The sequence below is a fragment of the Magnetococcales bacterium genome (genome assembly GCA_015228815.1).
GTDB lineage: Bacteria > Pseudomonadota > Magnetococcia > Magnetococcales > UBA8363 > UBA8363.
The window spans coordinates 47,998-61,012 of the sequence record JADGCV010000012.1; the positions used below are offsets into that span (position 1 = coordinate 47,998).

General features: G+C 54.4%; 13 protein-coding genes. 11 read left to right on the forward strand and 2 right to left on the reverse strand.

Translation table 11 applies throughout. The features are described 5' to 3' along the window. Positions 1-4: 4 nt before the first annotated feature. Complete coding sequence (locus tag HQL76_07035) at positions 5-391, reverse strand: inorganic diphosphatase (GenBank protein MBF0108910.1); 387 nt, start codon at positions 389-391, stop codon at positions 5-7. A 129-nt stretch (positions 392-520) separates the two neighbouring features. Next, positions 521-733, reverse strand: a complete 213-nt coding sequence (locus HQL76_07040) for a hypothetical protein (GenBank protein ID MBF0108911.1) — start codon at positions 731-733, stop codon at positions 521-523. A 607-nt stretch (positions 734-1,340) separates the two neighbouring features. On the opposite strand from HQL76_07040, the gene HQL76_07045 reads away from it, so the two are divergent. The 11 genes from HQL76_07045 to HQL76_07095 all read left to right on the forward strand — a co-directional run bounded on the left by HQL76_07045 (position 1,341) and on the right by HQL76_07095 (position 12,983). After that, entirely contained in the window at positions 1,341-2,645 is a 1,305-nt protein-coding gene (locus HQL76_07045) for a hypothetical protein (GenBank protein MBF0108912.1), read from the forward strand. Further along, complete coding sequence (gene selD, locus HQL76_07050) at positions 2,646-3,710, forward strand: selenide, water dikinase SelD (protein MBF0108913.1); 1,065 nt, start codon at positions 2,646-2,648, stop codon at positions 3,708-3,710. It abuts the gene before it with no gap. Continuing rightward, on the forward strand, positions 3,707-4,891 hold the full coding sequence (locus tag HQL76_07055) for a hypothetical protein (GenBank protein MBF0108914.1): 1,185 nt from the start codon (positions 3,707-3,709) through the stop codon (positions 4,889-4,891). Before selD ends, HQL76_07055 begins: the two co-directional genes overlap by 4 nt. Next, positions 4,842-5,732, forward strand: coding sequence for an aminoglycoside phosphotransferase family protein (locus tag HQL76_07060; GenBank protein ID MBF0108915.1), 891 nt, complete (start codon positions 4,842-4,844; stop codon positions 5,730-5,732). Before HQL76_07055 ends, HQL76_07060 begins: the two co-directional genes overlap by 50 nt. Before the next feature lie 21 nt (positions 5,733-5,753). Next, a complete protein-coding gene (locus tag HQL76_07065) occupies positions 5,754-6,743 on the forward strand; it encodes a hypothetical protein (protein ID MBF0108916.1) in 990 nt (329 codons plus the stop codon). After that, the gene (locus tag HQL76_07070; GenBank protein MBF0108917.1) at positions 6,740-8,014 is read left to right on the forward strand and encodes an HAD hydrolase-like protein; all 1,275 of its coding nucleotides are present in this window, start codon (positions 6,740-6,742) and stop codon (positions 8,012-8,014) included. The genes HQL76_07065 and HQL76_07070 overlap by 4 nt, the downstream gene beginning before the upstream one ends. Further along, a complete protein-coding gene (locus HQL76_07075; protein MBF0108918.1) occupies positions 8,014-9,312 on the forward strand; it encodes an Hsp70 family protein in 1,299 nt (432 codons plus the stop codon). The genes HQL76_07070 and HQL76_07075 overlap by 1 nt, the downstream gene beginning before the upstream one ends. 20 nt (positions 9,313-9,332) lie before the next feature. After that, entirely contained in the window at positions 9,333-10,895 is a 1,563-nt protein-coding gene (locus tag HQL76_07080; GenBank protein ID MBF0108919.1) for a B12-binding domain-containing radical SAM protein, read from the forward strand. Positions 10,896-11,143: 248 nt separating this feature from the next. After that, positions 11,144-11,566 carry a VOC family protein gene (locus HQL76_07085; protein ID MBF0108920.1) on the forward strand — a complete coding sequence of 141 codons (423 nt, stop codon included), beginning with the start codon at positions 11,144-11,146 and terminating at the stop codon, positions 11,564-11,566. A gap of 451 nt (positions 11,567-12,017) precedes the next feature. Continuing rightward, a complete protein-coding gene (locus tag HQL76_07090; protein MBF0108921.1) occupies positions 12,018-12,545 on the forward strand; it encodes a hypothetical protein in 528 nt (175 codons plus the stop codon). A gap of 96 nt (positions 12,546-12,641) precedes the next feature. Further along, positions 12,642-12,983, forward strand: a complete 342-nt coding sequence (locus tag HQL76_07095) for a hypothetical protein (protein ID MBF0108922.1) — start codon at positions 12,642-12,644, stop codon at positions 12,981-12,983. The last annotated feature ends 32 nt before the right edge of the window (positions 12,984-13,015 follow it).

Genomic DNA, 13,015 nt, shown 5'->3' on the forward strand with positions numbered 1-13,015 from the left:
TATTTTACTTCCTGACAATTTTGTTTGGGCCGGCCCATTTTTCCTGGAATTCAGTCAATGCAGCGATTTGTTCGTCGGAATATCCCTGCCTGGCGGGTGATATAACGATCAATTTGTCGTCTTTTTCCTGCAATCGGACCAATACCGCGATACAGAGTCCCTGAAAACGCTCCAGAGGTTCGAATTCGCCCAATACGTAGGCGTCCAGTTCTTCACCATCATCGGAAAGGGTGCCGGGTACGTGCCCGTAATTTTGCAGATAGGTAAACCCGAGGCTGTGATGTTTAAACCCAATGGGCCGTTCAACAACAACTTCCACGGTATGGCCGATAAACTGAGTGGAATCTGTAACCTTTCTGTTCAAAACCGCCCTCGCATTGATGGCACGCATTGGGGAAAGAGATGGTGGATGCTCAAAGCACGGGCCCCCCCTCCTTTTTTGCGTGGCGCGACCGGGAGGGGGGAACCCGTATGGACCGATGCCGAGCAGGTCCCGAACGGTCAGATCCTGGCAATACCATCAGGCGTCAAGATTGGCCGCCTTCAGGTACGCCTGATTGGAACTGCCGCTCTTTACCGCCTGATTTTTCACCGCCAGAACGTATTCCACGCCATCGTCCGTCACCCTTTTTGAAATGCCCCGTTCGTTGTACGCGCTGGCAAGGACATCCCCCAAATCCTGCAGGTATTGATGACGTTCATCCTGGGAATGCATAAGTCTTTGTTTTGACATGATCAATCTCCGATTATCAGTGGTTATCATCAAAAATGGCAGCCATGCCAACGCGCGCCATTCACACAGAACCAAACCCGCATCCAGACACAACCCGACAGCCCGGGAGACGGCGCATATCGAGCGGCGTCCTGAATTGACTTGTGGTGCATTGTAACATGAATTTTGAACTTGTCAAATAGTTAAAATCACCTGTCGTTCGTTTTTTATGATGTTGCGCAAATGACGAACAAATAAAAAAATAACAAGACATTGTATTATTTGATAAATCATTCCACCAGAGGACCCCGTTCGCACCGTTTCGACCGATCATGCCAGCGTCGGCCTGAAGATATGGAAACAAAGGATCCGGGTCGATTCCTGAAAAATATTCGTTCTGGAAAAACAGATCAAACCTTCAGGATTTAATTGATGTTTTTTATTTTTGTTTAGACAATAGTTTCCATTTTTTTGTGTTTTCAGAGCAAAGTCTTGACACGGTGAATGAAAAAATATATATTGAAGACCGGTACGTGTCTTCAAGGGAGGGATGGCTGTGCTCCAAGAGGGCCGGGGCTTTGAGTCCGCGGTGATTTCAGTGGCCAAACATGTGTGAAGGGTGACCAGGATGGTTGGAAGATATACCCAGGCGTTTAGAACCAGGCAACTGTTGGAAACCCTGGATCATGCCATTGCAAAATCATCCTTCTACCAGCACCATCTTGGTGCTTTTCGGCACCAAGTGAACAGTGTCGATGACCTGGGTGTTCTGCCCACCATCGGCAAGGAGCATCTGGCCCGGCACGGATTGGAAATGCGCACCTCGAAGGCTTTTCCAATCCGTTTTGGCATCTCATCGGGGTCCACCTGGGGCGATTTCCGGCCAGGCGAACCAGGCGACAGTCTCTCCTCCCTCGTCGATCCGGCCATTTCCTTTCAGACCTTGCAGGAAATGGCGGCCATGCGGCACATCCAACAACGGCTGTTTCCACAGGACTCCGGCAATAAAAGTCTGACTTTGCAAATTATTTCCGCATCCCATGGCATTCGGTATGAAACGTCCGAGGATGGTTACATCCATGCTCCGCTGGAAAGCCCCTTCCACTACGCCCACATCAAACGTCTTCTCCGGACCCGGTTCGACTTCGATGGCTATCACCCCAGAATTCAAAACGTCGCAGGGGGATTGAACAGTATCAAACTGCTCAGTGAACTGATCCGGCACGACCCGGAAAAGGAGAAGCTGGATCTCCGGTTGGAGCGGGTCCTGGTTTACGGCCATCATTTGACCCGTTTCTGGAACCGCCGTCTGGAGGAGGTTTTTGCCTGTCCCGTGTTGAATATTTATGGGATATCGGAAATGTCCGGTGCCACCGGTTTTCAATGTGAGTGCGGTTCGTTCCATATGCCGCCCTTCATCATTCCGGAAGTGATCTCCCTGGACCGGGCATGCCGGCCCGTCACGCAAGGAGTGGGAGAGTTGGTACTCACCGCCTTGGTTCCTTTTACCGAATATCAGCCTCTGATCCGCTATCGTACCGACGATGTGGTCCTGCAAAGTGGTGCCTGTCCCCAGGTGCCGGATATGGGGATTCTTCCCCTCGGTAAAAAAACGAAAACCATTCAAGGACCTGATTATATCCTTCCCTCCTTTCTGCTGGACGAGGTTTTGGAAAAGGTTCCATGGGTTCCAAAAAAGATCGCGGAGAAATTCGCCGTCTTTTTTGACAGCCAACCCTATGGGCCGCCCATCTACACCGTGAACCACAGGCCGGGGAAACGCATGCCCGTTGAAATTCTCATTGCGTGCAACACTCCGGACCGGCCATCCGTTTCCGAACGGGCCAGGGTGGTGGCGGAGGCCGGTGAAAAGCTGCTGCGGATCGATGGATCAAACGTCAATCAACCCCTTATAGAACTGATTGTAACCTGAATGAATGCCCCATTGATTACCTCTTTTTGCACGACGGGTGGGTGTGCCGGAAAGATTGGTCCGGATATTCTGGAGACGATGCTTTCTCCCATGCGTCAATTCCCCAGCGTGTCTCAGTTGCTGGTGGGGTTGATGGATCAGGACGATGCGGCGGTCTATGCACACAACGGAACCGAAGGGTTGATCTTCTCGGCCGACTTTATCCCGCCATTGCTGGATGATCCGACCGCATACGGCGAAATTGCGGCGGCGCACGCCATCAACGATATTTATGCCATGGGGGGAACACCGCTCATGTGCGTGAATCTGCTGGCGATTCCTCAACCACTCCTGGGATCGGATACCGTGACCAGGATCCTTGGCGGCGTGGCGCAGAAAATCGTGGAGGCCGGAGCTTTTTTGGTGGGAGGGCACTCCATACGCAGCCGCGATTTGTTGTGCGGGCTGGCAGTTATCGGTCTGGTACACGTTGAAAAAATGTGGCGGAAAAACCAGTCGCGGGTGGGTGATGCCATCGTGTTGACCAAACCTTTGGGATCTGGGGTGGTGTTGTCCGCTCATGGTGCCGGTATGTTGGCAAACGATGCCGAGATGGGTCCCAGTCTGGCCTGTATCCGGCGCCTGAACCGGGCGGCCACGGAAGCATTGTGTCTTTTTCACGTTCATGCCGCCACGGATGTTTCCGGTTTTGGCCTGGTTCACCATGCAGCCGATATTGCCCGACACTCCGCCGTCAGCCTGATCTTCGACTGGGAACGGATTCCCATCCTGGAAGGTGCCTTGAATCACATGGAACAGGGGATACGCTCAAGTCTGACGGAGGCCAACCGCAGGCATCTCCATCACGAAGTGCGCTACCCCCCGTCCTGCGCTTCCACGGTGCAGGACATGTTGAACGAACCACAAACCAATGGCGGGTTGCTGGTGACCCTTCCCTGGGAAGAGGCGGAAGAAGCCGTGCGACGACTTCACGATTCGGGGGAACGGGATGCCTGTGTCGTGGGCCGGGTTGCCGCCTTTCAGGATGACTTCAAGATCGGGTTTTCCCCATTAATCAACCCATGATTGATCGTCACATTCATTTTACCGGCGCCCTGCCGATGTGGTTTCTGGCGCATTGTGCGACACAACCCTGGGTTGGGCCCAGTGTGCGGGACCGTTTGATCGCCGCGGTGTGCGCCCATGACGGGGCGAGACATGCTTCCCTGACGGGAAAACGGTTGCAAAACTGGCTCAAAGGCTGGTTCGGCGCGGACCATCGGCGCAATTATTTCCGCTTTTTCGAGGTGTACGATCTTCTCCATGGCCTTGTGCATCCTCCTGGAGATGCGGAGCGTCGATTGGCCTTTCGGGAAGGGGCGGAAGCCTTGGCCATTGGCTTGGTTGGTGAGGGGGTCAGGGCATGTGAGTTGCTTGTCGGCCTGAAGCCAACCGTGGAACAGACGGTGGAGCGGATTCAGGCCATCATCGAGGGGTTTGAACGTTGCCGTCGGCGTCTGGGACGCACTCCATCCCTGGGCTTGCGGCTGACGATGATCCGGACGGAGCATGGAGATTCCCCCGTCGTGACACCGGAACTCATGGAAGGTTTGTTCCTGGCCCTGGAGGAAACAACATCCTGGAGTCCGGCTGTCGTGGGTCTGGATCTGTGCGGCATTGAAAACCCGGAGCGGGCTGATGCGACATTTCGTATGATTGCGCTTTGGAACCAGTTGAACGAAATTCGTAGACGGCATGGTCGATCGGGGCTTTCCATTTCCGTGCATGCGGGCGAAAATATGACCAATGTGAGTTCTGATACCTATTTTGCATTTTTTGAAAAACTCTTGAATTTTCGGATCGATCGCATGATTCATGGGACCTTCCTGTGGATTTCACCCCGGAGCCTGGAACTTGACCGGGAAGAAACCCGGGCCAGGGAGGCGATTTTGGATGCCATTGCGAAACGTCGGTGGTCTTTCGACATCTGTCCCACATCGAATCTGCTGCTGACGCCTCTGGCTCGGGCCGATATTCCCGCTGGATTGGATCGGCTGCGCGCCCGCGCCATCGATTTTTCGGTCTGCACCGACAATCCGGCGATCCTGCAAACATCCCTGGCACGGGAGCATGAGCTGGCCATCCATGGAACAAGCGAAAGAGAGCCCTATGACACGTCAGACCACGATGGAGCGCGTATCGGAAGGGGTGGCCGGTTTGAACCGGCTTGCTGCCCGGTTGGGCGACCGTGCGCTGAAAAGGAATGATCAAGGATTTGCCAATCAGATCTTTCTGGGTGAGCGGTTCGTTTACAAATGCCACAAGACTTCAGGCCAGGTCCCAACGGCCAAGCAGAAAAAGGAGGCGTTGGTTCTGCGTCATCTTGCCCAATGCCTGGATTGCTCCATGCGGTCTCTGGTGCCTGAACTCATCCATGAGGAACAGGTTTCGGAGGACTACCATGTTGTCGTCCAGCAAAGGTTGACGGGATGCCCGCCAGAACGGTTGGACCAAACCCTGGCGGAATCCCTCGGACGTTTTCTATCCGTACTCCACGCAATTCCCCAGGACCCTTGGATGGATGAATTCGAGGGCGAGGAACATCGCCAGACCTTCCGTGATTATCTTATTGATCAACCAATTCGCTTCGCCGAAAAACTCAATGCGTCCGAATTGGTGGATACGTCGGACCGGGCGTTGATCCGCCAGGCTGTGGACGCCATTACCTTTGCCGCTCGGAGGTTGTCCGATCCTGTGCCTCTGGTTTTGAACCACAAGGACTTGTTTGAAAGAAATCTGCTGCAACACAGGGGCCGGTTGACTGGAATCATTGACTGGGACGCGGCGCAAACGGCTCCCAGAGAGTGGGAATTCGCAATTCTCAGGCAACGCATTCCCCAATTCTGGGAAGCGGCCCACGGATGTTATGGCACGCCTGTCGATCCCCTGATCATGGACTGCTGTGCCCTGGCCCAAAGCCTGAGATTTTGGAAGTCCTTTCCGCATCATGCGGATTTTGCAGATGCCCAGAGGTGCCATATCCGCGATATTCTGAAAACATTCGTAACTGCCCAGGTACCCTCTCCCCGGTTTCCCCTGGTTCGATAAATTTCCGTCAAAGGAGCCTCTATGAATTTGGATACGATTTGGCGCCCGGAGGAAAAGGTGTTGTATGACCGGTTGGTGGACGACCCGTTCTCCTCCCATTGGTGTATTTCCGATCTTTTGGCCCATTACCAACTCGATGGGCAGCCGGTTGAACCGGAGGCCATGGCTGGCACCGTCGAGATTATTGATAAGGTGTTGAATTATATCAATCAGCAACTTTCCCGGGATAACAATTGGATCGTTCCAAAACAACTATTGCGCGAAGGCTGTTTTCCACGCATTCGGCAAATGCGAGATGTCCATCAATTCGATGTTGGCAGCCACCTGGCATGTTGCCATGCTTTGGCCGTTCGCGGCGCTCCCGTCCATCTGTGCCGGACGCTCGGACACAATCGACTGGCCGATCGGTTGTACCAGACCTGCGCTCGGGTGCCCGTCACGACGCTTGGGTTGACCGCTCTGTTTCACGATATATTCAAATGTTTACGCCCCCGCCGTCCCCTGCCCAGCAAAATGGGCGTGTTGGCCGATTTTGAATGGCAATTGCCCGATGGCACGTATCCCTCGTCCCAGATCCGGGAGGACGAGGGCGCCATTGCCAGTTCGGCGATGCCCTGCTTCGTCGCCGATGAGCGTGTGACCCGCCCGGCCATCCAGGCGATCCTGACAGGCAATCGAATGGGCCAACTGCTCTATTCCCGAATCAAGGAACATCCCCGAGACCATCTGGAATCCTTTGAACTTCGGCTCGACCAGTTGCTCACGGAACCGTGGGCATGGTTGGGGATTTACATGGGAATTGTGGATTGGCAGGGGAAAGGTTTGGCCCAGTATGTGGTGGCCACGCGGAAAAAAGCAGTCAGAAGTCTGCATGATGCCGGTGTCGAACTACTATCGGCCATCGAGGAACGTCTTTTACGAATGGAATCAACACTTGGCGCACGCACAGGCATGAGACCGTTGGCAGGCCATGCTTCTGGCTGTGCTGTCTGTTCTCATGGGGAAATATGAGCGTTCTGCTGTCTCATTGGTATGACCTGGCCCAATTCATGAGTGATCACGCCATCAAGGTGGTGGGGTTGGATTTGCGTGGCACCCTGGTTGATCCGCAACGAAAAGGTAACCTGTTCAAGGTCGCCCGGTCCATTCTGACAGGAGTTCCTCCGGCCCTGCTGGAATCCATCTGCCAAACCATTCCCGATCTTGTCATTCAACGCCATGAACACGAGGAACAGGTCTGCGACTGGACCCTGATGACCTGTCTGGAATTGTTCGGGGAATTGCGGGTCCGGGGTGTTGAAACCGGAAACCTGGATTTGGAGCGCCTCTATTCGTTGATCGTGCGTGACTATTTCAGGGAAGCGCGGCATCTGGTGGATGACGACGCACTTGAGGCGCTGATTGCCGCCTGCAACGCGATGAATATTGCGGTTCATATTGTCGCCGATGGCATGGCTTGGCGGGAGTCGGCCATCTTTCAGCAGTTATTCCCGGTCAGTTCCAGACGGATCGCCGGATTTTTCAGTTCCTCCATGGGGGGTATCAATAAACTGTCTCCACGTTACTACCAGGCATTTGCCGATGCCCTTGGCCTGCCGGTCCGCCACGTTCTGATCATCGGGGACCGGTTCGACAAGGATGTCGGCGTGGCCTTGAAAGCCGGGTGTCGGGCTTTGTTGATTGCGCCGGACCCGCGCGCTCCGTTGACGACCCCATCGTTAAACCATATTCTGCCAGGCATTTCCAGAAGCCATGATACGGGCGTGATCCTTGGGCGCTTCCAGCCGTTCCATCTGGAACATTTGCGCTATGCCCGGGCCGCCAGTCACAGGGCCAGAACGTTGATTGTGGGAATTACCCAGCCTTTCGGTGCCAACAGCGGCGAGCCGGGTCAGGAACGGACCAGGCCGGATCACAATCCTTACCCCTATTGGTTGCGCGAACAGTGCGTTCGTCATGCCTTGTTCGAGGCCGGGATCCAGGTGCGAGCCATCCTGCCGTTGCCTTTGGATGTGGCGAGCCTGCAATCGGCCCTTGCCCCGGATACGCCCATTTTTACAACCGTCTTCGACCGTTGGGGTGAGGAGAAGGAGGCGCTCTTGCGGCAAAGTGGCTTTAGTGTGTACCGGCTTGAGGTGGGAGATAAAACCATCACCGGCAGTCAAGTCAGAGCGTTGGTCGAGAAACGTGACAACCGTTGGCGCACTTTCGTTCCCCCCGTGGTTGCCGAACGGTTTGGCGCGGCGATTGAAACGTATCTGATCAACGGGAGACGATCATAATGACGCATGCGTTTTGCGGCCTGGACTTCGGTACCACCAATTCCACCATCGGGATTGTGAAGGAAAGGCCGTTGCTGGTTCCTCTGGAGGAGAATCATTCCTATATCCCCTCGGCGATTTTCATCGATGAGGCGTCGGGGGACTGGTCGTTTGGCCGGACGGCCATTGAAAAATACATGGAGGGTCATGACGGCAGGCTCATGACCTCGCTGAAAAGCCTGCTGGGTTCTTCGTTGATGTCGGAAAAAACACTGGTTGGCCATCGGTATTATGCGTTCGAGGAAATCCTGGAAAAATTTCTGGGAATGATCAAATCCAGTGCCGAACGGACTCTCGGCCACCCGATCCACGATGTGGTCGTGGGACGTCCGGTCCATTTCAAGAACGACGCTCCCGATGCCGATCATCGCGCCCAGGAGATGCTTACCCGAATTCTGCGAACGATCGGGTTTGACCACATCGTTTTCATGTACGAACCCGTCGCCGCCGGGATGGTCTTTCATGCGGAGATACCCCAGGAGAATCACCTGTGTCTGGTCGTGGACATCGGAGGAGGAACCTCTGATTTTTCGGTCATCCAGGTTGAACCGCCCCGTGGGCAGGATGCATCGGGCGGATTCAAGGTTTTGGCCAGCAATGGCATTCCCATCGCGGGCAATGATTTCGATCAGGAGATTAGCCTCCGGCTGGTGATGCCTCATTTGGGACTGGGGTCCACCGTAAAAAGTTTCAGTAATCCGGCCATCCCCTTTCCGAAACATTTTTTTTACGACTTGTCGTCTTGGCGCTTGATCAATCGGTTATACAACAACGACACGATCGTGTCGTTGAAAGATCTGGTTCATGGTTCCAACGACAAGATCAGAACCGGTCGGTTGTTGAAAGTCATACAGGAGCGGCACGGGCATGCCATCAACAAGAGCGTTGAGGATCAAAAAAAAACTTTGTCCGATGCCGGTCCATCGCTGTTGAATCTCGAATATATCGCTGCGGATTTGCGTATTCCCATTGAGTCTGGCGAGGTCCATCAGGCAATCCACAACAGTTTGGCAAAAATCGTTACCATGGCAGAAAAGACGATCATGGATGCTGGCGTCCAGGCGCACCAGATTGATCAGGTTCTGTTCGTGGGTGGATCGACAAAACTGCCCCTGGTTCAGGAACGCATCATGTCTCTGGTTCCAGAGGGCAAGAAGGTCATCAAGGAAGCCTTTGGCAGCATCGGTCTCGGATTGACCCTGGCAGCGGCCAAACGGTTTGGACCCACCACAACTTTATGTGATGGTGACATCCGATGACTTTACGATAAGGTGTCTTCATGGCTTCATCAGTTGTATTGGCTACACCGGCACCCATTTCCCATCGCACCGCGGAGGAAAATCTGGGACTGGCTTATTTGGCGGCGGTTCTACGGTCCCACGGCTTTCCCGTCGTGATTCTGGATGCGTGGTTGTCGGGTTGGTCCGAGGAGGTCTTGTCGCAGCGGATCCTTGCTTGCGGCGAAATTCTTTGGATCGGTTTTTCCGCCTATCGTTCCAACATGGAACAGGCCATAAAAACAATCGACCTTTTGCGAGCAGCCGGTTTGACCGCTCCGGTGGTGGCGGGAGGATATGGTCCCACATTCCACACGGAAACTTTTTTAAGGGCTGGGTTCGATTTTGTGGTTCGGGGGGAAGGCGAGTGGACGGCCCTGGATCTCACAAGACATTTCTTGACGGGTCATCCGCCTTTGGCGTTCATTCCCAACCTGTCCTTCCTTCAGGCGGGCCGGATCGTGGACACGCCCCACCGTCCGTTAATACAGGATCTGGATACGCTGCCGGATCCGGCTCGCGACACGATGCCCATGTCGATGGCACGGAAAAGTGCCATCCATATTGATTCCTCACGAGGATGCCATGGAAAATGCGTTTTTTGTTCGGTCACGTCCTTTTTTCATCTGGCACCGGGACGTCAGTGGCGGGAACGATCCATCGTTCGTTTTGTGGACGAGTTGGAACGGTTGACCCGGCGAGGCATTTCTTGTTTCAAGGTTTTGGATGACAGTTTTCTTGAGCCGCCGCGCGATCTTGCGTGGTGTCGCTCGCTGGCCGACGAGATTCAGTCGCGGGGGCTTGAGGTACAATTGCGTGGATCTTTGCGTGCCGATCAGGTGACTGGTGAAATTGTCGGTGAACTCAAGAGGGCAGGCTTTTTTTCCTTTGCCTGTGGGATCGAAAATTTTTCCGACACGGCCCTCAAGCGCATGCGCAAGAGGGCCACAAAGCAAGAAAACCTTCAGGCTTTGGCCAGTTTCAAGGAACATGGCATTTATGTCCAGGCCGGTCACATCCTTTTTGATCAGGGCACGACCCTGTGCGAATTACAGGAAAACCTGGAGCAGATGCGGCAGACCATGTGGACATTAAGCAAGGGCATTTTTTCCATCATGTTTGCCGCCGATGGCACGCCCCTGGCCCATCGTTTGCGACGCCATGGCACTTTGTTGGAAGATCCACATGGTTTTGGCAACAATAACTACGATTTGGAAAATCCGGAGGTGTTGCCCGTCTATGAGGGATTGAGGCTTTGGCACAAGGCCCACAGCGTTACCTACGACAAAACAATGGATCCCCTGTCCGCTCCCAAGGCCATCTCGCCGCAATGCCGGCGTGGTTTTCATGCGTTGTCTCTGGACTTGCGCCAACAGGATTTGGCAGTCATGTCACAATTGCTTGATTTGGCCATGGCGGAACGACCGATGAAGGAGGTTTTAGCGTATGTCCACCAAACCATTCTGGACAAGCAGCCGTTTTATCGGGCATTGGAGGAAAAACTGGGGGCGTTGTATCGGGAAACCGGTTTGGTTTATGACGCTGCGGTCAATCCCTTCATCTGAATTGAAGTCCAACCATGTGTACCACACCTTCCGATGATTGCTTGGTGATCCAGCGTAACGAGGTCGGCAAACTTTTTGCCGCGATGAAGAAAGAAGGCAAGGTTGCCTCAGCGAAAATGTGTTATGATACGCCTGCCAGGTAAGGTCCGCCGTCAGGGCGTCCTGTTGTTTCCAGCCGCGCTTCGGCCCGAAAAGGGGTCACGGAAAGCGACGGCAACGACTTTTTTTTACAGAAAGATGATACCAACATGAAGGTCGAACCATATCTGTTTTTCGAGGGCCGTTGCGAGGAAGCCATCGACCTATACCGCCGTGTTCTCGGCGCCGAGGTGACGTTTCTCATGCGTTATCGGGAGAGCCCGGAACCCTCCGAGCATTGGCCCAACCCGGAGGCCGGCGACAAGGTCATGCATGCGAACCTGCGCCTGGGCGATACCATGGTGATGGTTTCCGACGGCCAGTGTGGTGGGAAGGCGGGCTTCGAGGGCTTCTCCCTGACTGTGTCCCTGGCCGATGTTGGGGAGGCCGAACGCATCTTCGCCGCCATGAGCGACGGCGGACAGGTGCGGATGCCTCTTGGAAAAACCTTCTGGTCTCCCTGTTTCGGCATGGTGACGGACCGTTTCGGGGTAGGATGGTTCATCGTGGTGCATGAAACCATGGCCTGCTGAGGCGTAACCGTTCAGACCCCTTCCCGTATTAAGATTATTGGTAACTGCCCAGGTACCCCCAGGGTCCAGAATTATTGAAAGAAAAAAGTGGTCTGGGGGATTGCCCCCAGGGTTTTGACTTTGTTTTTGATTTTGTTTTTCCACGCGCCCTTTTACCCGAAGCAAGATTCCCGCGTGATTTTTGCGGGAATCTTGCGTAGGCGTGCGCCTTGGTTTACCCTTCTTCGCGGTTTTTGCGAAGAAGGGTAAACGCCGTGCAGGTTGAAAGGCCTGAAAACGTGCAATTCGCTTCGGGTGAAATGGCGCGTAAAAAACAAAATCAAAACCCTGGGGAAAATCCCTTAAGACTCCTTTTTTCTTTCAATAATTTTAATATGGGGAGGGGTCTGAACGGTTACGCTGAGGCTGCGGGGGCAGGCCATTTAATCACGTTCAGCCGGGAGAAACGAATATGTCGTTGATTACGCTCCAGACACCGGAAACCACCACGGGAAAAACCCGGGAAATCTTTGACATCATCGATCGGATGCTTGGGAGAATTCCCCATGCCATGCAGCTGTTCGGACACAATTCGATGCTGATGGAGTACATGAATAACCGGTTTGCCTACTACCACGGGCAACAGCAGGAGCTGACACCCGAGTTGATGCAGTGGATTCTCTACCTGAACGCTCATCGCAAGCAGTGTGTCTTCTGCATCGACTACAACAAGGGGCAACTCCTTGCGTCCGGTATTCAAGAGGAGACGCTGATCGCAGCCGTCTCCGATCCAGGTGTCACTCCCCTGTCGGAGAAGGAAAAGGCGATGCTGCTTTTCGCGCTGGATACGGCCAGGGACGACAAGTCGGCCACTCCTGACAGGATCGAACGCCTGCGCCAACTTGGCTACTCGGATACCGCCATTTTCAATGCGGTGGAATTCACCGCCTTTGGGACATTTTCAGACACGCTGCTCAACGTGTTCCAGGTGGAGACGTAACCTCCCCCACGGTCGCTCGATGGGGGATTTCTGATTTGATCGGGGAAACGCTTTCCTCGCCTCCAAACCAGGCGATGGCAGAGGTTCCATTTCGGGTTGCGCTTGCTGAAGGGTGGCAAGGCCGCCTCCATCCGGCCCATCGCCGAGCAGGAGAAAATCGACTCGTCCTGCGTGGCCACGGCGCCGCGCCTTGCTGGCCCTCGACAATCGGCCTGGAATGCCGCTTTGGATCGACCGGAGGCAGGCCCGAAGGACGCTGGCATGGATGACCAGCGTCACATCATCAAGGCCATTCTCGCTGACCTCCAGACCGACGTCATGACCTGGCGGGAACTGGCCAGGCCGTTTCCCATGGAGACCGAATCCTCGCCCTGCGTGCTCCTGGAAGGCGGTCACCCGCTTCCGCCATGGCAACCATTCGGTCAACTATTCCATTGACAGATGGAAACGAAACCGGCAGAATCAGTCGC